Origin of the sequence: Pseudactinotalea sp. Z1739 (assembly GCF_049725055.1) — a bacterium.
Lineage (GTDB): Bacteria > Actinomycetota > Actinomycetes > Actinomycetales > Beutenbergiaceae > CALKWS01.
The window spans coordinates 317,436-336,069 of the sequence record NZ_JBMPQA010000003.1 but is presented as its reverse complement, the minus strand read 5'-3'; the positions used below and the strand labels follow the sequence as shown (position 1 = coordinate 336,069).

The 18,634-nt window shown below is 70.4% G+C and carries 16 protein-coding genes; 9 read left to right on the top strand and 7 right to left on the bottom strand.

Translation table 11 applies throughout. From position 1 onward, the window contains the following. Nucleotides 1-4: 4 nt before the first annotated feature. Nucleotides 5-1,300: an MFS transporter gene (locus ACO0LV_RS05990; RefSeq protein ID WP_424786952.1), complete on the top strand. Its 1,296-nt coding sequence runs from the start codon at nucleotides 5-7 to the stop codon at nucleotides 1,298-1,300. Between the two features lie 27 nt (nucleotides 1,301-1,327). Here ACO0LV_RS05990 and ACO0LV_RS05985 read toward each other — a convergent pair whose 3' ends face one another. The 5 genes from ACO0LV_RS05985 to ACO0LV_RS05965 form a co-directional block, all read right to left on the bottom strand. Next, the gene (locus ACO0LV_RS05985) at nucleotides 1,328-2,494 is read right to left on the bottom strand and encodes a mandelate racemase/muconate lactonizing enzyme family protein (RefSeq protein ID WP_424786951.1); all 1,167 of its coding nucleotides are present in this window, start codon (nucleotides 2,492-2,494) and stop codon (nucleotides 1,328-1,330) included. 201 nt (nucleotides 2,495-2,695) lie between these two features. Further along, nucleotides 2,696-3,142 carry an META domain-containing protein gene (locus ACO0LV_RS05980; RefSeq protein ID WP_424786950.1) on the bottom strand — a complete coding sequence of 149 codons (447 nt, stop codon included), beginning with the start codon at nucleotides 3,140-3,142 and terminating at the stop codon, nucleotides 2,696-2,698. 166 nt (nucleotides 3,143-3,308) lie between these two features. Beyond that, nucleotides 3,309-4,340, bottom strand: coding sequence for a MaoC/PaaZ C-terminal domain-containing protein (locus ACO0LV_RS05975; protein ID WP_424786949.1), 1,032 nt, complete (start codon nucleotides 4,338-4,340; stop codon nucleotides 3,309-3,311). Then, the gene (locus ACO0LV_RS05970) at nucleotides 4,313-5,662 is read right to left on the bottom strand and encodes a 3-oxoacyl-ACP reductase (protein ID WP_424786948.1); all 1,350 of its coding nucleotides are present in this window, start codon (nucleotides 5,660-5,662) and stop codon (nucleotides 4,313-4,315) included. The genes ACO0LV_RS05975 and ACO0LV_RS05970 overlap by 28 nt, the downstream gene beginning before the upstream one ends. Beyond that, nucleotides 5,659-7,050 (bottom strand): acetyl-CoA C-acetyltransferase, encoded by a 1,392-nt coding sequence (locus tag ACO0LV_RS05965; RefSeq protein ID WP_424786947.1) that lies wholly within the window; start codon nucleotides 7,048-7,050, stop codon nucleotides 5,659-5,661. Before ACO0LV_RS05965 ends, ACO0LV_RS05970 begins: the two co-directional genes overlap by 4 nt. A gap of 75 nt (nucleotides 7,051-7,125) precedes the next feature. On the opposite strand from ACO0LV_RS05965, the gene ACO0LV_RS05960 reads away from it, so the two are divergent. The 4 genes from ACO0LV_RS05960 (at nucleotide 7,126) to ACO0LV_RS05945 (ending at nucleotide 11,797) form a co-directional block, all read left to right on the top strand. Then, nucleotides 7,126-7,800: a TetR/AcrR family transcriptional regulator gene (locus ACO0LV_RS05960; protein WP_424786946.1), complete on the top strand. Its 675-nt coding sequence runs from the start codon at nucleotides 7,126-7,128 to the stop codon at nucleotides 7,798-7,800. 141 nt (nucleotides 7,801-7,941) lie between these two features. Beyond that, nucleotides 7,942-10,029 carry an acyl-CoA dehydrogenase gene (locus ACO0LV_RS05955; RefSeq protein WP_424786945.1) on the top strand — a complete coding sequence of 696 codons (2,088 nt, stop codon included), beginning with the start codon at nucleotides 7,942-7,944 and terminating at the stop codon, nucleotides 10,027-10,029. A gap of 133 nt (nucleotides 10,030-10,162) precedes the next feature. After that, entirely contained in the window at nucleotides 10,163-10,813 is a 651-nt protein-coding gene (locus tag ACO0LV_RS05950; RefSeq protein ID WP_424786944.1) for a DUF4870 domain-containing protein, read from the top strand. 138 nt (nucleotides 10,814-10,951) lie between these two features. After that, entirely contained in the window at nucleotides 10,952-11,797 is an 846-nt protein-coding gene (locus ACO0LV_RS05945; RefSeq protein WP_424786943.1) for a siderophore-interacting protein, read from the top strand. Between the two features lie 28 nt (nucleotides 11,798-11,825). Here ACO0LV_RS05945 and ACO0LV_RS05940 read toward each other — a convergent pair whose 3' ends face one another. Next, on the bottom strand, nucleotides 11,826-12,830 hold the full coding sequence (locus tag ACO0LV_RS05940; RefSeq protein ID WP_424786942.1) for a DUF2804 domain-containing protein: 1,005 nt from the start codon (nucleotides 12,828-12,830) through the stop codon (nucleotides 11,826-11,828). 220 nt (nucleotides 12,831-13,050) lie between these two features. Further along, nucleotides 13,051-13,797 (bottom strand): class I SAM-dependent methyltransferase, encoded by a 747-nt coding sequence (locus ACO0LV_RS05935; RefSeq protein WP_424786941.1) that lies wholly within the window; start codon nucleotides 13,795-13,797, stop codon nucleotides 13,051-13,053. Between the two features lie 133 nt (nucleotides 13,798-13,930). Here ACO0LV_RS05935 and ACO0LV_RS05930 point away from each other — a divergent pair, with 133 nt between their 5' ends. The 4 genes from ACO0LV_RS05930 to ACO0LV_RS05915 all read left to right on the top strand — a co-directional run bounded on the left by ACO0LV_RS05930 (nucleotide 13,931) and on the right by ACO0LV_RS05915 (nucleotide 18,565). After that, complete coding sequence (locus tag ACO0LV_RS05930; RefSeq protein ID WP_424786940.1) at nucleotides 13,931-14,662, top strand: CDP-alcohol phosphatidyltransferase family protein; 732 nt, start codon at nucleotides 13,931-13,933, stop codon at nucleotides 14,660-14,662. 190 nt (nucleotides 14,663-14,852) lie between these two features. Then, nucleotides 14,853-15,713, top strand: coding sequence for a helix-turn-helix domain-containing protein (locus ACO0LV_RS05925; protein ID WP_424786939.1), 861 nt, complete (start codon nucleotides 14,853-14,855; stop codon nucleotides 15,711-15,713). Nucleotides 15,714-15,718: 5 nt separating this feature from the next. Then, nucleotides 15,719-16,285: a VOC family protein gene (locus ACO0LV_RS05920; RefSeq protein ID WP_424786938.1), complete on the top strand. Its 567-nt coding sequence runs from the start codon at nucleotides 15,719-15,721 to the stop codon at nucleotides 16,283-16,285. A 174-nt stretch (nucleotides 16,286-16,459) separates the two neighbouring features. Next, a complete protein-coding gene (locus ACO0LV_RS05915; protein WP_424786937.1) occupies nucleotides 16,460-18,565 on the top strand; it encodes a RecQ family ATP-dependent DNA helicase in 2,106 nt (701 codons plus the stop codon). Nucleotides 18,566-18,634: the final 69 nt, after the last annotated feature.

The window sequence follows — 18,634 nt, the reverse complement described above, 5'->3', positions numbered from 1 at the left end:
AGGTATGTCAGAGGCGTCCTTGCACCGCCCCCGGCTGCCCAGGGAGATCTGGGTCCTGGCCGGCGCGGCGCTGCTCATTGCGTTGGGCTACGGCCTGGTGGCCCCGGTGCTGCCACAATTCGCCCGGTCCTTCGATGTGTCCGTGGCTGCGGCGTCCTTCGTGGTCAGCGTGTTCTCCCTGGCCCGGTTGCTGTTCGCCCCTGCCGGCGGCGCGCTCATCACGAAGTTGGGGGAACGGCGTATCTACATGGCCGGGCTGGTCATCGTGGCGATCTCCAGCCTGCTGACCGCCTTCGCGCAGAACTACACCCAGTTGCTCATCTTCCGTGGCCTGGGTGGCATCGGCTCCACGATGTTCACCGTCTCGGCGATGGGGTTGATCGTGCGGCTGGCCCCGCCCACCGCACGCGGACGTGCCTCCTCCACCTACGCCACGGCCTTCCTGCTCGGCAATATCGGGGGCCCGGTGATCGGCGGCTTCCTCGCCGAGTTCGGGCTGCGCGTGCCGTTCGTGGTGTACGCGGTGATGCTGATGTTCGCGGTGGCCGTGGTGTGGCGGCTGCTCCCGGCCACCGGGACCGGCTCGGCCCGCTCCCGCGATGCCAGCCCGCCGATGCAGTTCGGCGAGGCGATCCGGGACAGCGCCTACCGGGCCGCGCTCGCCTCCGGATTCGCCAACGGCTGGGCGAACTTCGGGGTGCGGGTGGCGCTGCTGCCGCTGTTCGCCGCCGCCGCCCTGGAGGCCGGGCCCTGGGCAGCCGGGCTGGCGCTGGCGGTGTTCGCGGCCGGGAACGCGGTGGCGCTGAACATCGCCGGCAGGCAGGCCGACGTTCGGGGCCGCAAACCCCTGATCCTCATCGGTATCGCCGTGAGCGGGGCATTCACCGCGGTGCTGGGGCTCTCGGACAACCTCTTGGTGGTGCTCGCCGTCTCGGCACTGGCCGGAGTGGGCTCCGGCCTGCTCAATCCGGCCCAGCAGGCCGCGATCGCCGACATCATCGGGAACCAGCGGTCCGGAGGCAAGGTGCTGGCGGGCTTCCAGATGGCCATGGACACCGGCGCGATCATCGGGCCGGTGCTGGCCGGGGCGCTCGCGGACCAGTTCGGCTTCGGTGCGGCGTTCGGTGTCTCCGGGATGATCATGCTGCTGGCCGGCCTGGGCTGGTTGTTCGCCCGCGAGACCCTGGAACACCCGGAAGGAGACAAGCCATCCGACGGCCCGGACCGCGGGGGCCCGGACCACGGGGGCCCGGACCACGGGGGCCCGGACCACGACGGCCCGGATCCGGGGCCGCGGTAGGAGACCCGGACACTCGGACTCGGACACTCAGCGCGCCAGGTCCGCCATCACCGTGGCCAGGTCCGACTTGCCCTCGAAACCGATGCCGGGCAATTCCGGCAAGGTGACATGACCGTCGGCGACCTCGATCCCGTCGGGGAATCCGCCGAAGGGTTGAAAGAGGTCGGGGTAGGCCTCGTTCCCGCCCAGCCCGAGCCCGGCCGCGATGTTCAGGGACATCTGGTGCCCCCCGTGGGGGATGCACCGGGACGGCGACCAGCCGTGCTCGCCCAGCATGTCCAGGATGCGCAGGTACTCCACCAGTCCGTAGGACAGCGCGCAGTCGAACTGCAGCCAGTCCCGGTCGGGTCGCATCCCGCCGTATCGGATCAGGTTCCGGGCGTCCTGCACGGAAAAGAGGTTCTCGCCGGTGGCCAGTGGGCCGGAGTAGTCCTTCGCCAACTCCGACTGCAGTGCGTAGTCCAACGGGTCGCCGGCTTCCTCGAACCAGAACAGGTCGAAGTCGGCCATTGCCCGTCCGTAGGCCAAGGCGGTGCGAGTGTCGAAGCGTCCGTTGGCATCGACGGCCAGTCGTTGCCCGGGGCCCAGCACCTCGCTCGCAGCCTCGATGCGGCGCAGGTCCTCATCCAGGCTCGCGCCACCGATCTTCATCTTCACCACGGTGTAGCCACGGTCGAGGTAGGAGCGCATCTCCTCGGCCAGGGCGGTGGTGTCCTTGCCCGGGTAGTAGTAGCCGCCCGCGGCGTAGACGAATACCTCCCGGTCGGCGGTGCCGTTGCCGTAGCGCTGGGCGAGCAGGTCGTACAGCGGCCGTTCGGCGATCTTGGCCACGGCGTCCCAGACGGCCATGTCCAGGGTGCCCACCGCAACGGAGCGTTCGCCGTGCCCGCCGGGCTTCTCGTTGGCCAGCAGGATGTTCCAGATCTTGTGCGGATCGAGGTTCGTCCCTGCCTCATCCACCAGATCGACTGGGTCGGCGGCCTGCAACCGGGGGATGAATCGCTCGCCCAGAAGGGCGCCCTGGCCGTAGCGGCCGTTGGAGTTGAAGCCGAAGCCCACCACCGGTTTGCCCTCGCGCATCACATCGGTGATGACCGCGACCAGACTCAACGTCATCGTGGAGAAGTCGATGAAGGCGTTGCGGATCGGTGAGGAGATCGGAAAGGTCCGCTCGCGGACGTCGACGATTCGCACGGGGCTCCTTGTCGCTGGCTGGCTCAGGTCCACCTATTCTCGCCTGCGGTCCGGCCGGCAGCGGCCGGGTTGCCGTCGCTTGCTTCTTGGCTCCGGCCATCCGCCGCTCCGCGACCCCGGGCATCCACTACTCCGCGATCGCGGGCATCGGCTGCTCCGTAACCCCGGAAGTCCGCGCAGTGGTCCGCGCCGAGAAGAGGGTCAGACGCGCTCGAACCGGAGTTCGGTGTCCGGCCCGGTCAGAACCAACTCACCGCCATCGGCCTGCACGTCCTGGATCTGCCGCATGGCGGTCAGGAGCTGTGACTCCTGGTCCATCACCTCGGGCGGATCGCACGCCATCATGGTGCTGACGAACTCGGTGGGCCACTGATCGGGCTGCTGGTCCTCCTCGCCCTCGGCGGTGGCTGTTCCGAAGTGGTTGCAGCCGCCGTGGCCGGAGACCTCGAAGCCGTCGACGGTCAGCGTGGGTTCGTGGCCGGTGACCAACTCGATCTCACCGTCGGGTCCGTGACCGGAGACCAAGATCCAGTCGCCGTCGGCCGCGGGGTCGGGGCCCGCCGCCCCACCTGCGGTGTCGCAGGCGGTCAGGGTGAGCGCGACGAGCGCGAACAGTGCCGCGACGGCGCGGCCGGGAAAGCGGTGCATCGGTGGCCCTTCCGTTTCAGGAACAGTGGTCGATGCCTTGCCTATGTTACGTCCCGCCCGGGTGTTGCAGCGGGGCCCGGATGCGGCAACCGGGCCCCGGTGTGTCAGCTGGGCCCGGGTGGCAGCGGGGAGCGGGAGGACCTGCCCGATCCGCTGCCGGGGGCCCTCAGGGAAGCGGCCGCACCGATCCGGTGAAGTGGACCCGGTCGGTGCCGGCCTTCCAGCCGGCGTAGGTGTAGGTACCGGAATCGGTTCGGGCCTGCCCGAAGGAGACCGTCGAGGGCAGCAGCACCGGCTTGGCGAAGTCGATCTGCCAGGTGAACGCCGGCCCGCGGGACGGGCCGACCGCCGCCAGTGCCCGCGCCGCGGTGTACATCCCGTGCGCGATGGCCCGCGGGAAACCGAAGGCCCTGGCGCTCAGGGCGGACATGTGGATCGGGTTGCGGTCCCCGGAGACCGCGGCATAGCGCCGCCCGGTCCTGGGCGTCAGGCGCCATACCGCGGTGGCCTCGGGCAGCACGCCCCCACCACCGGCGTCGTTCCCACCGGCACCACCACGGGAGGGTCCGCTGCCAGCGGCGCCGGAGTCGCCGTCGTCGACTGCGTCGCCAGAGCCGGTGGAGCCACCCTGGCCGGCCTTCACCGGTTCGGCCAGCGCCAGACCGGGCAACGTGGTGCCCTTGGCCAGGTAGGTCGAGACCCCGCGCCAGGCCACTTCCGGGCCCTCCTGCGCAGCCACCTCCACCACCAGGTCCACCTGGGTGCCGGAGCGGTGCGCGCGCAACCCCTGCGCGCGGGCCTGCACCCGCAGCGTGTCGGTGGCGCTCAGCGGGTGGAACTGCTCCACCCTGTTGGCCACGTGCACCATGCCCAATACCGGCAGCGGGAAGTCCGCGCGCACCATCAGGTTCATCGCGAGCGGGAAGCCGAGCACGTGCACGTATCCGGCCGGCAACTCGTCGGTGCCTGCCTCCCCGAGCAGGTACTGGTACTCGGCCAGGTGTGCGTGGTCCACCGGCACCCGCGGCACCGTGTAGCAGACCTGGGGCAGCGTGGTGGGCGAGGGACCGCCGGAGAGCATTCCCGGCGCCGCGGCCCGGGCGGTACGCCCCAGCGCACGGGCGTACAACGACCCCAGCGAGGGCACCTGATCCAGCACCTGCTCGCGCATCAGGCCCCCATCAGGTGCTGTCCGCACACCCGCAGCGTCTGGCCGTTGATGCCGGCGGACTGGGGCGAGGCCAGGAAGGACACGGCCTCGGCCACGTCGACCGGCTTGCCGCCCTGTTGCAGGGAGTTCAACCGTCTGGCGACCTGGCGCTGCAGCGCGGGGATGCGCGCGGTCATCTCGGTCTCGATGAAGCCCGGGGCCACCGCGTTGGCGGTGCCGGAGTGCTCGGCCAGCAGCGGAGCCAGGGACCGGGTCATCCCGATCACCCCGGCCTTGGTGAAGGCGTAGTTGCTCTGCCCACGGTTGCCGGCGATCCCGGAGGTGGAGGCCAGGGAGATGATCCGCAGGCCATCGGGTGACAGGTGCGGGGTGGCAAGCAGGGCCTCGTTCATCTGCACCTGGGCGCGCAGGTTCACCGCCACCACCGACCGCCAGCGGTCCGGGGTCATGTTCGCCAGCAGTTTGTCCCGGGTGATGCCGGCGTTGTGCACCAGCACGTCCAGGCGTCCGTAGCGCTCACGTACCCGCTCGATCAGCCGGGCCGGGGTGGTCTCGTCGGTGATGTCGGCCTGGATGGCGGTGCCCCCGACCTCGTTCATCACCGACGCCAGGCTCTCCCCGGCGGCGGGGACGTCCACCCCGACCACCTGGGCGCCCTCACGGTGCAGTACCCGGGCGATCTGCGCCCCGATCCCGCGTGCCGCGCCGGTGACCACCGCGACCTTGCCGGCCAGCGGCTTCGTCCAGTCGGCCGGGAGTGTCCCGGCGTCGCTGCCCACCTGGAGGCCCTGGCCGGAGACGAACGCCGAGCGCGCCGAGAGCAGGAACCGCACCGCTCCGAGCGCGGCGGGTGCGTCCACACCCACCCCATCGCGCAGCACGACGGCGTTGGCGGTGGCTCCGTAGCGCACTTCCTTGGCCACCGAGCGCCACAGACCCTCGACCCCGGCCAGGGCGGCCGCGCGGGCGGGGGAGTCCTGCTCGGTGGCTGCCCGCGTGAGCACCAGCACCCGGCCCGAGGGCCCCAGGACTTTCATCAGCGGACCAGCCTGGTCCACCACCTCAGCGGCGTCCTCGGGTGCGGTCAGTTCGGTCAACACCAACACCAGGGCCCCGACCCGGCCACCGCGCATGGTCCGGCGCACATCCAGTTCCCAGTCCAGCAGGGTGGTGGCCAGGGTGTCGGCGTCGGCTCCGGTGCCCAGCACCACCACCGGTCCGGAGACCAGCGGGGCGTCGATCGAGTCCGGGTCGGTGCGACGCAACCGGGCCGGGCGGGGCAGGCCGAGCTGCTTGGCGATCTTCTTGGTCAGGCCGGAGTTCACCAGGTTCAGGTAGGTGTCGCTCACGCTGCCTCCAGGATCATCGCCATGGCCTGCCCGCCGGCGGCGCAGACCGAGATCAGGCCGCGAGCCGGCGGGGGCTCGGGGTTGGCCTCGCGGTGCTGGGCGAGCAGGGCGGCCAGGGTGCCCACAATCCGGGCGCCGGTGGCGGCGAACGGGTGTCCGGCGGCGAGGGAGGAGCCGGTCACGTTCAACGTGGCCGGATCCACCTGGCCGGGGCTGGGCACCCCGACCTTGGAGGTGCAGAAGTCCTCATCGGCCCAAGCGGCGCTGGTGGTGGCCACCACGGAGGCGAAGGCCTCGTGGATCTCCACGAAGGCGAAGTCCGCCAAACTCAGCCCGTTGCGGTGCAGCAGGCGCGGTACCGCGTAGGCACCGCCCATCAGCAGCCCGTCCTCGCCGTGGGCGAAGTCCACACTGGCCGTCTCGGCGTCGATCACGTGCGCCAGCACCGGCAGGCCGCGCTCGGCGGCCCACTCCGGAGTGCCGAGCAGCACCGCGGCGGCGCCGTCAGACAGCGGGGTGGAGTTGCCGGCGGTCATCGAGGCCTCGGCGGCGTGCTCACCCTTGGTGCCGAACACGGGCTTGAGGGTGGCGAGCTTGTCCGCGGAGGTGTCCGCGCGCAGCGACTGGTCGCGTACCAGGCCGCGGTAGGGGGTGATCAGGTCGTCGAAGAAGCCCTCCTCGTACGCCTTGGCCAGGTTCTGGTGGGAGGCCAGCGCGATCGCGTCCTGGGCCTCCCGGGTGATCTTCCACTGGCGGGTGGTGATCGCCTGGTGCTCGCCCATGGACAGCCCGGTGCGCGGTTCGTTCACGTTCGGCGCCACCGGGGCCAGGTCGCTCGGGCGGAGTTGTCCCACGAGTTTGAGCCGCTGCGGCACCGTTTTGGCCCGCGACAGCCGCAGCAGCGTCTTGCGCAGGCGGTCGCTGACCACGATCGGGGCGTCGGAGGTGGAGTCCACGCCCGCTGCGATGCCGGAGGTGATCTGACCCAGGGTGATCTTGTTCGCGATCGCGGCGACCGCCTCCACGGACGTGGCGCAGGCCCGCTGCAGGTCGAAGGCAGGGGTCTGGGGGGACAGCGCGGTGCCGAGCACCGCTTCCCGGGTGAGGTTGAAGTCGCGGGAGTGCTTGAGCACCGCGCCCCCGGCTACGTCGCCCAGACGTTCGCCCTGCAAGCGGTACCGGGCCACCAGCCCGTCCAGGGCGGCGGTGAGCATGTCCAGGTTCCCGGCGCTGGCGTAGGCGCCGCCGGCCTTGCCGAACGGGATGCGGTTGGCGCCGATGATCGCTGCGCGGTGATGGGCGACGGCGGGGGCTGCCTCGGCGCTGGAGCCGGCGCCCGGGGAGGTCTGCTGCTGGCCGCGGTTGCTGGTTCGGGGCTTGTCTGCCATGAGTTCCTCTGCGTGGTGGAGTGGACAGAGTCCGGAATGTGTCCGGTACCCACGGTACCTGATACTCTCGGTTGCGTGAGTGACGTCACTGTAACCACCTCTGCGGCCGCCCCGCCAGCGGGCGACGGTCGTTCCACGCGCTGGAACAGCCATCGGGCCCGGCGCCATGATGATCTGTGCTGGTCGGCCCGCCGCGCGGTGCACCATCAGGGTCCGGATCTGTCGATGGATGAGATGGCCGGGGCCATGGGGACCTCCAAGTCCATCGTGTACCGCTACTTCAAGGACAAGGCGGGCCTGCAGGCCGCGGTCGGCGAGATGGTGCTGGCCGAGATGGCCCAGGCCTTCGGTGCGGCGGCAGAGGGTGGGGGGTCGCCCCGGGAACGGCTGCGGGCGATGATCGAGGTGTATGTGTCGATGCTCGCCAGGTCGCCGAACGTGTACCGGTTCGTCACCCAGATCGAGCAGGCCGGCACGATCTCCACCTTCATGGCTCAGGTGCAGCGTTATATCGCACGCCTGCTGCGCCAGGTTCTCGCCGAGGCCGGCTCCGACCTGCGGTTCGCCGTGCCGTGGGCGGCCGGGGTGGTGGGCTTCGTGCGCGGCACCGGGGAGCAGTGGCTCGCAGCGGATGCGGAGCAGCGGTTGGAGCCGCAGGTGCTCATCGATCTCGTCGCCGACTGGATCTGGCTCGGGACCGCCACCGTGCCCGGCGACCCGGCCGACACCAGCGCCCCTAGGCCCAACTAGCCCGCCTACCGTGCACTCGCCTACAGCCCCGCACCCGTTGACCGCCCGTTCAAGCCCCTGACACCCCGCCCGTTCAAGCCCTGACATACCTCTCGCACCGACCCAGACGCCCGGACCGGCGTTGACCCTAGGGAGAATTCGATGCCCCGCACTTCACGCACCAATGGAACCGGCCCCGAGGTGACCATCGATACCGCGGTGCTGGCGGATCTGCTGGATGGACGCTGGAAGACCCAGCGCCGCGCCATCCGGGATCTGTACACCGACGAACGGTTCGCCCGCGTGCCCGGTCTCAGCATGGCCGAGCACCGCGAACGCATTCTGGAGCAGTGCAGAGCGCTGGTGGACATCGGCATGCCCCGACGCGGTTTCCCGGGGGCGGACGGAAGTCAGCCACTGCCCGGGGGCAATGTGGCCGGCTTCGAGGAACTGGCCGTGCACGACCCGTCGTTGCAGATCAAGGCCGGGGTGCAGTGGGGTCTGTTCGGTTCCGCGGTGCTGCACCTGGGCACCGAGTACCACCACGACACGTTCCTGCCGGGCATCGTGGAGCTGGAGGTGCCGGGGTGTTTCGCGATGACCGAGACCGGGCACGGCTCCGACGTCGCCGCGATCAGCACCACAGCCACCTACGACGAGCAGGCGGAGGAGTTCATCATCCACACCCCGTTCGAGGCGGCGTGGAAGAACTACATCGGCAACGCCGCCCTGCACGGGGTGGCCGGCGTGGTGTTCGCACAGTTGATCACCCAGGGCGTCAATCACGGCGTGCACGCCTTCTACGTCCCGTTGCGCACCCGGAACGAGGACGGATCCGCCGGGGAGTTCCTGCCCGGGGTGCGCGGCCGGGACAACGGGCACAAGGGCGGTCTGCTGGGGGTGGACAACGGCATGCTGGCCTTTGACCAGGTGCGCGTTCCGCGCCGGAACCTGTTGAACCGGTACGGCGATGTCGCCGCCGACGGAACCTACACCTCCTCGGTCAGCAGCCCCGGCCGACGGTTCTTCACCATGCTCGGCACCTTGGTGCAGGGGCGGGTCTCGCTGGGCGGTTCGGCGCTGACGGCGGCGAAGATGTCCTTGGCCACCGCGGTGCGGTACGGCAACCAGCGCCGCCAGTTCACCGGGCCGGATGAGCACGACGAAGTGGTGCTCATGGACTACCAGCGCCACCAGCGCCGGCTACTGCCACGACTGGCGAAGGTCTACGCCGCCCAGTTCATGCACCACCAGCTCTCCGACCGTTACCACGGGGTCTTCTCCGGGGAACACGACACCGACGCCGACCGGCAGGATCTGGAGACCCTGGCTGCGGCCTCCAAGCCCTTGGCCACCTGGCTGGCCCTGGACGTGATCCAGACCAGCAGGGAGGCCTGTGGCGGCGCCGGGTACATGGCGGAGAACCGATTCACCGGCCTGCACGCGGATTTCGATGTCTACGTGACATTCGAGGGCGACAACAACGTGCTGCTGCAACTGGTGGGTAAGCGCCTGCTCACCGACTTCGGCCGGGAGATGGCCACGATGGATGTGGCCGGTGCGGTGCGGTACGTGGCCGATCAGGCTGCGGACATGACCTTGCACCGCACGCCGCTGCGCCGGGTGCAGCAGTCCATCCGGGACTGGGGTTCCAAGGCGCGTTCGGCCACCGAACTGCGCGACCCCGATATGCAGCGGGAACTGCTGGAGGATCGCGTGGAGTCACTCGTGGAGCGGGTGGCGATGGAGTTGAAGGATACCCGTGAGGCCGATGCGGCCACCGCGTTCGAACTGTTCAACGCCCACCAGGACGAACTGATCCAGGCCGCCCGTGCCCACGGTGAACTTCTGCAGTGGGAGGCCTTCACTGAGGCGTTGGCCGGGATCGCCGACCCCGGCACGAAGAAGGTGCTGACCTGGTTGCGTGATCTGTTCGGCCTGACGCTGATCGAGGAGAACCTGGACTGGTACCTGCTCAACGGCCGCATCTCCACCCAACGGGCCCGCACCGTGACCTCCTACATCAACCGCCTCCTGCCGCGGTTGCGCGCCTATGCCGGCGACCTGGTGGAGTCGTTCGGGTACAGCCCGGAGATGATCGGCGCCCCGATCGGAACCGATGCCGAGGGCAGGCGTCAGGAGGAGGCACGTGACTACTACCGCGCCCAGCGGGCCAGTGGCTCCGAGCCCACACTGGAGAAGCACGTGCCCCGTGGATCGGTCACCGACAAGGAACTGACCACCGCTTGATGGACGCGCTTGAAACCTGACCCACAGATCGTCCACAGCCGGTTCCGCAAGGCTGTCTGGCCTGCACGCAAGTGCCGTGGTCGTCGGGGGTCTGCCCTGCTGCCACTCAGTCTGACAGCCAGAGGAGATATCGATGACGACGTCCGATTACCGGTCTGCGGCGAACCAGCCCGAGCAGGGTGTATCCCAGCACGGTGTCCCGCCCCAGGGAATACCCCAGCACGAGCACCCGGAACAGGGCGGGTCCCAGGACGGTGCACCCGGGCAGGGCCAGCCGCAGTACGGGGCACCCCAGCAGGGCCAGCCGCAGTACGGGGCACCCCAGCAGGGCCAGCCGCAGTACGGGGCACCCCAGCAGGGCCAGCCGCAGTACGGTGCGCCCCAGGGTGGGCCGCAGTTCGGCGCCGTGCCCCAGGCGGGCGGGCAGGCAGGTGCTGGCGTCGACAGCCTCGACCCGAAGATCGGCGGTCTGCTCGCTTACTTCACCTGGATCGGTGGGCTGATCGTGTACCTGACCCAGCGTCACCGCGAGGTCAGGTTCCACGCTGCCCAGTCGATCCTGTTCAACATCGCGGTCTTCGCGGCCTGGGTGGCGCTGTGGATCGTGGAACTCGCGCTGACGATGATCTTCAGCGCCTTCGGACTGGTGACTCTCGTGCTCTTCCCGCTCCTGGGCCTGGCCGTGCTGGCGGTATGGATCCTGCTCGCGATCCGGGGCTACAACCTGGTGCACTTCAAGCTGCCGATCATCGGTGGCATGGCCGAGAAGTGGGCGGACAAGTAGGCCCATCCGAGACGGTGGCCGCCTCCACTCCCTGACGGGGCGGCGGCCACCGGGCCTCACACCGCCCAGTCCCCGGCGAATTAGGTTAGGGTTGCCTTATCTAATTCCCCGGATGATTGGACGTGTTCTGTGGCGCGCGTGCGACGCCTGACCTATGCCGAGGTTGTTCACAAGGAGCAACTGACCCCCTCGATGGTGCGGGTGGTCCTCAGCGCTCCGGGTGGTGGCGCCCTGCCGGTCGAGTACCCGGGCTACACCGACACCTACATCAAACTCGTGTTGCCTCGCCCGGAATCCGGCCTGGTCTCCCCGTTCCACCCCGATGAGGCCAAGGAGAACCTGGATCCCGCGCTGTGGCCGGTGATGCGCACTTACACCGTCCGCCACTGGGACGCCGGGCGCGGGCACATGACCGTTGACGTCGTGGTGCACGGCGACAAGGGGATCGCCGGCCCCTGGTCCGTGCAGGTCCAACCCGGGGACCAGGTGCAGTTCTTCGGACCCGGCGGCGACTACCGGCCCGACCCCCACGCCGACTGGCACCTGCTCGTCGGCGATGAGAGCGCGCTGCCGGCAATCGCCGCTGCGAGTGAAGAGCTACCGACTCGTGCTCGTGGCTACGCAGTCATCGAGGTGGCCAACGCCGCCGAGGAACAGCGCCTCACGATCCCCGCCGGCGTGCAGGTGCGCTGGATCCACCGGGAGACCTCTGCCCGGGCACCGGGGATCGAGTTGTGCGAGGTGGTGCGGTCCCTGGACTTCCCCGCCGGGCGGGTGCACGCGTTCGTGCACGGCGACGCCACGTTCGTGCGGGAGATCCGCTCCTACCTACGTTTCGAGAAGCATGTGCCCAAGGAGGACCTGTCCGCCTCGGGATACTGGCGCCGCGGGCTGGACGACGAGGCCTGGCGGGCCGCCAAGGCGGAGTGGAAGGCCGCTGTCGAGGCCGATGAGGCGGCCCACGCCGGCGTCGGCGTCGCGTGACCCGGTATCGGCTGCCCGGTGAAGGGCACTACCAGCGGTTGCTGGTGAACTCCGCCCACCCGACCAGGCCGTCGAGGCGATGGCGGCCCCCGTCGTCGTCGGCCGCCCACCCGCGCCAGGTGCCGCACACGCCCGTGGTGGTGGTCGCCACGATGCCCAGGTTGGTCGAGGTCGACCCGTGGTGGAAGGGTTCCAGTGTCGCCTCGACCCGGTCGCCCTCGATCGACCACGTGCCGGTGGGGGAGTCGGCATCGAGGGTCCAGACCGTCTCCTCGGGCAGGTAGTGCACGCGCGAGTCGATGATCAAGGCGTTCTCGGTGGAGCCGGTGCCCTCGGTCCACAACCCGCCAAGGTGCAGCCCGGTGCGCACCCCCGCGACCGAGCCGGAGGCAACCGCGCTGGTGTAAACGGTGGAGTAGGGCCAGCGGCCGCGGCCGTGATCGACATTGGCCCAGGCCTCAGGGCCGACGGTAGTATCGGCGTCGTCGATCTCGAGTCGGCCGCTGACCGGCAGCGCCGAGGACTTCAGCGTGTACTGGAACTGCCGATCGCTCCACGGGATCACCACCCCCAGGGATTCCGGCGGAATGGGCACGTGCAGGTCCAGCCGCACCCGGGGAGTTCTCGCCCGTAGCCGGGTGCTGCCGTCCTCGGTGTCCACCGCGATCGCCAGGTCCCGGGTGAGCGCGCGCACCGGTCCGCCGAAGGCGGTCTCGGGTAGTTCCACGTGGCGAGCCAGCGGTACGATCGCCGACTCCTCGATCACCGTGCCGTCGCTGCGGTCCAGGATCCACACCTGGTGGGCGGCGGCGTAGTTCAGGGAGTTCACTGTCAGGGCGATGAGGAGGTCGGGGGTGTTGATGCCCCAGTGCTCGCGCCGCTTGGTGCGGCTCCAGGTGGCCGCCCGTGAACTCAGTGGCACCGTGCGCAGGTTCGCCCGGTGCAGTGCGCGTCGGCTCCACCCCAGGGCGGCAGGGTTGAGCGCACCTGAGGGAAGGCACAGGTCCACCGGGCGGACGATCTCGGGCAGCACGGGCCCATCATCGCGCCCTTTGTACCCGGGTCGCACCCTGCGCGCCCTGATTCGTCCTTGTTCGCCGTCATGCACGCCCGCGCTCGCTTGGGCGCACGCCTGCGCGACCCGGGCGCCCAACTGCCAGCACGCCTGCGCACGCCGGGCGCACATCTGCCAGCACGCCGTCATCCACGCCCGCGCTCGCTTGGGCGCACGCCTGCGCGACCCTGTTCCCGCACTACGGGGTGGGGCGGCGCCAGACCGAGACGTGCGAGGTGGACTCAGCGGTGAAGGGCGCGCGGTGGAAGTCGGCCACGCGCTCGACCAGTTCCATGCCGGCCAGGCGGGCCATCAGATCCAACTCGGCGGGCCAGGCGTAGCGATGCTCGCTGGGACCGTAGCGATACCTGCCGTCGTCACCTTGGGTGAAGTGATGAGACGTCATCCGCTGGGAGAGCGGGTCGATGGTGTCCAGCCCTACGTGCCCCTCGGTCACCTCGAACGGCACCGCAGCCGCGCCCGGCGGCAGCCACCGCAGCGGTGGGACGCCCAGTTCGATCACGAAGGGACCGCCCGGGACCAGATGCGCCGCGGCATTGCGGAAACAGTCCACCTGCGCCTCCTGGGTGAGCAGGTTGGAGATGGTGTTGTAGACCAGGTAAACCAGGTCGAACTCCCCGGACACCCGGGTGGTGGACATGTCCCCGACGGTCACCGGAATGTCCTGATCGGAGGCCTTGGTGCGCAACCGGGCGATCATCGGCTCGGAGGTGTCGATGCCGTGCACCTCGAGTCCCCGCCGCCACAGCGGGACCGCCACCCGCCCGGTGCCGATGGCGAACTCCAGGGCCCTCCCGCCGCCGGTCCGACCGGCCAAGTCGGCCAGGAAGCCCACGGTGGGATCGAGCACCTCGGCGGAGAACATCGGCGAGTCCGGGTGGTCGTACCCGGCGGCTGCCGCTTCGGTCCAGTACTGGCTGCGCATCGTCACCGAGCATGCCAGGGCGACCGGTCGTCGTCGACGACATTTCACCCGACAGTCCTGCCGAGGACAGGCTGAGGCGGGTGCGTGCGTCGAAGTGACGCTGTGGCTGGGTCGCCCCGGGTACCGTGGCCCGGTGAACACCACCGCCACCACCCCCCTCGAGACGGCCTCGGCATCGCAGCGCCTGGCCGGCGTGGCGGTGCACCTGTTCACCGCCATCGGCGCGCTGCTCGGCTTCGCCATGGTGCACTTCGCCTACGCCGGGCAGGTCCAGCTGGTGCTGTGGCTGTTCCTGGCCGCGATGGTGATCGACGGCACCGACGGGTTCATGGCCAGGCGCCTCCGGGTGGCCCAGGTGCTGCCCAGGTTGGACGGTGCGCTGTTGGACAACATCGTGGACTTCCTCACCTACGCCTTCGCCCCGATGGTGCTGCTCTGGTCGGCCGGCTACCTACCTGGTGGAGCCGCCGGCTGGGCGGTGGTGGCCGTGGTCCTGCTCGCCTCCTGCTACCAGTTCTGCCGCACCGACGCCAAGACGCCCGACCACTACTTCCGCGGCTTCCCCAGTTACTGGAACGTGGTGGCCTTCTACGTCGTGGTGCTCGACCTGAGCGCAGCCGCCACGGCAGCGATCCTGATCACGCTCAGCGTCGCGGCGTTCATCCCGATCTGCTATCTCTACCCCTCCCGCACCCAGGTGTTGTGGCGGGTGACGATGGTGGCCACCGCGATCTGGCTGGGCCTGTACGCGCTGATCGTGGCGACCTACCCCGATCCGTCCGGTTGGGCGGTGGTGGCCTCGGTGGTCTACCTGGGCTACTACGCCGGGTTGAGCGTGGTGCTCACCGTGCTGCGTCGTCGATAGCTGATTCCAGCCTGGCGGCTCAGGAGCCGGCCGTCGCTCCTCGGCGGTGCTGGCCACCCTTTCGTCCGACCGGACAGGGGCGGGGCGTGGCGGGCGAGCGTTGCTGTTCGGCGCTGCCCTGCGGAGCGCCCCGCGGGCCCGGCTGCAGCAGGGCTGGTGGACGCCCTTGACGGCGCAGGATAATCGGCACGTGGGCACATCGGCCTCGCTGCACTACGAACCGGTCGCCGCCCTGGCGCCGGGGGTACTCAGTGCCGTGGGCTACCACCATGCCGGGGTCGAACCCGGGCTCCACGTGGGGATCCCGGCGCCGTCGTTGACGTTCATCTTCTCCACCCGGGGCCCCATCGAGGTCGGCGCGAGTGCGGGGCAGGCCACCGGGCCGGACGCCGAGCGTGCGCAGGTGCTGATCAGCCGGCTGCACACCAACCCCGCCTACGTCGTCGAACCCGGTGAGCAGGCCGGCATCCAGATGGCCGTGCATCCCCTGGCGGCCCGCTCGCTGCTGGGGGTACCGGCCCGGGAACTGGACCGGCTCGCACTCGAAGGCAGCGACGTGCTCGGCCCGGGCGCCGCCCGGACGCTCCGACGGCTCCAGGACATGCCGCTGGGACCGCAGGCCTTCGCCGTCGTGGGCGATTACCTCCGTGAGCAGTTGCAGCAGCGCCGGGCCGAACGGGTGCGCCCGGAGGTGGGCGAAGCCTGGCGGTGGATGTCCCGCACCCGGGGCGCCGGTTCGATGCGCAACCTGGCCGCGCACGTGGCGCTCAGCCAGCGCCAATTGACCACACTCTTCCAGCGGGAGGTGGGCATGGCGCCCAAGGCGATCGCCCGGCTGATCCGGTTCAGCCGGGCGCGGCGGATGGTGGTGCAACACGTGGCGGTGGGCCCGTCGATGACACTCGCGCAGGTGGCGCACGCCTGCGGCTACGCCGATCAATCCCACCTGGTGCGTGACTTCCAGCAGTACACCGGGACCAGTCCCACCCAGTGGCTGCGTCAGGAGCACCAGTATGTCCAAGCCGGGGCACACGTGCGTGCGGAAGGCTGACCGCTATGAACACCACCGAAACCTCTGCCGAATCCACTACCTCGCCGGCCGAGTCCACTACCTCGCCGGCCGAGTCCACTACCTCGCCGGCCGAGTCCACTACCTCGCCGGCCGAGTCCACTACCTCGCCGCCCGAGTCCACTACCTCGCCGGCCGAGTCCACTACCTCGCCGGCATCCCCGCCCGCCCCGAGCGTGTGGCCGACCCTGAAGTGCCACGACGCCCTCAGCCTCATCGACTTCCTGGTCACCACCTTCGGGTTCGAGCGCACCGCGGTCTACGCCGACGGGCCCACCGTGCACCACGCCCAGTTGACCTGGCCCGAGGGCGGCGGCGTGATGCTCGGCAGCGTGATCGCCGGCACCCCCTGGCAGCGCGAACCGGGCACCGCCGGGATCTACCTCGTCACCGACCGCGTCGGGGAGATCCACCAGCGCTGCCAGGAAGCCGGCGCTTCGATCATCGAGCCCCTCACCGACACCGACTACGGTTCACACACCTTCGCCGTCGCCGACCCGGAGGGCAACTACTGGTCCATCGGCACCTACCGCGGCGAACCCAGCGGGGCCTGAGCCGGCCCGGGCCACGCAACCGCACCCGCGGCCGATCCGCCAGGGGGCGTCGAGTTCGAGTCCGGTGGCCGAGGTCGATTGTCCGAACACTCGAGTTGAGCCGCGAGGCTCGAACTCGGGCGGGACAAGGATGCCCGTGGGCGCGGTGTCCGTACCGGGACCTACCGTGGGGGCATGAGGGAACAAGCCACAGCCGCGCTGCGCCAACTCGTCGGTCACCCCGAGGCCGACTTCCGAGAGGGCCAGTACGAGGCCATCGAGGCACTCGTCGATCGGCGCGAGCGGGTGCTGGTGGTCCAGCGCACCGGGTGGGGCAAGTCCGCGGTCTACTTCGTCGCCTCCGCGCTGCGGCGGGCCGACGGTGCCGGGCCCACGGTGATCGTCTCCCCACTGCTGGCGCTGATGCGCGACCAGATCGCCGCTGCGTCGCGCGCCGGCATCAACGCGGTGACCATCAACTCCGCCAACGCCACCGAGTGGGGCCAGGTCCGCGAGCAACTGGATGCCGATGCCGTGGATGTGCTGTTGGTCAGCCCCGAACGGTTGAACAACCCGCGGTTCCGCACCGAGCAACTGCCCGAACTGACAACGCGCTGCGGGCTGCTGGTGGTCGATGAGGCGCACTGCATCAGCGACTGGGGCCACGACTTCCGCCCCGACTACCGCCGCATCCGCACCATGCTCGCCGGGCTCCCGGCCGACACGCCGGTGCTGGCCACCACCGCCACCGCCAATGAGCGCGTGGTGACCGATGTGGTCGAGCAACTGGGCACCGGCGCCGATGGCACGCCCCGGCAGGTCAGCACCATCCGCGGTCCGCTGGCGCGGTCCTCCCTGCGGCTGGGCGTACTCCGCCTGGAGGGCCCGGCGCAGCGAGTGGCGTGGTTGGCCGCACACCTGGACGACCTGCCCGGCAGCGGCATCATCTACACCCTGACCGTCTCGGCCGCGCAGGATCTGACCGAGACCCTGCGCGCGGCCGGGCACCAGGTGCGCCCCTACACCGGCCGCACCGACCCGGCGGAGCGGGAGGAGTTGGAGCAGGCGTTGCGGGACAACCAGGTCAAGGCCCTGGTCGCCACCAGTGCTCTGGGCATGGGGTTCGACAAACCGGATCTGGGGTTCGTGGTGCACCTGGGCGCACCCAGTTCACCAGTGGCCTACTACCAGCAGGTGGGCCGGGCCGGGCGGGCCACCGAACGTGCCGACGTGCTGTTGCTCCCCGGTGCCGAGGACCGCGACATCTGGGCCTACTTCGCCTCCGCCGCGATGCCCCGCCAGGCCCAGGCCGATGCGGTGCTGGCCGAACTGGGTCGCGCCTCGGGCCCGATGTCCACCGTGGCGCTGGAGACCTTGGTGGATGTGCGCCGGACCCGGCTGGAACTGTTGCTGAAGGTCCTCGATGTGGAGGGTGCCGTGGAGCGGGTCCCCGGGGGCTGGGCCGCCACCGGGCAGCCCTGGACCTACGACGCGCAGCGCTATGAGCGGGTGGCCCAGGCCCGTGAGCGCGAGCAGGGCCTGATGGTGGAGTATCTGGCCGGGAACTCCTGCCGGATGGAGTTCCTGCAGCGATCACTCGATGACGCGACTGCGGCCCCGTGCGGCAGGTGTGACGTGTGCGCCGGCCCCTGGTACCCCGTCGAGGTGCCGGCCGAAGCCCTGCAGGCTGCCACCGGGCAGTTGGCCCGGGCGGGGGTGCCGATCGAACCGCGGGCGCAGTGGCCCTCCGGGATGGGCCGGCTCGGGGTGGATGTCAAGGGCAAGATCGACCCGGGCGAGACGATGCAGCGCGGGCGCGTCGTGGCGCGGTTGTCGGACCTGGGCTGGGGGCAGCGGCTGCGGGAGGTCCTGAAGGCCGACGACGGCGCAGCCCCCGACGGCGTCCTGGCGGCAGTGGTGCAGGTGCTCGCCGAGTGGGACTGGGACCGCCGACCGGCCGGTGTGGTGGTGATGCCTTCGCGCACCCGTCCGGTGCTGATCGACTCGGTGGCCCGGCACATCGGCGACCGGGGGCGGTTGCCGGTCCTGGGCACCCTGGAGTTGGTCGACGGCGGGCCTACCGGTGGACCCGGCGGCAACAGCGCCTTCCGGCTCGCGGGGGTCTGGGGCCGGTTCGGTGTCGGGGCTGATCTGCGCGCGCGCCTGGCAGACCTGCACGGACCGGTGCTGCTGGTGGACGACCTGGTCGACTCCCGCTGGACCGTGACGGTGGCGTCCCGCGAACTGCGCCTGGCCGGGGCGGAGGCGGTGCTGCCGCTGGCGCTCGCCGCCGAAGGCTGACGCCGTCGGGCCGGTCCCGGCCCGCATGTGTCCGCACCCCGCCGGCCCCACCGGCCCCACCGGCCCCGC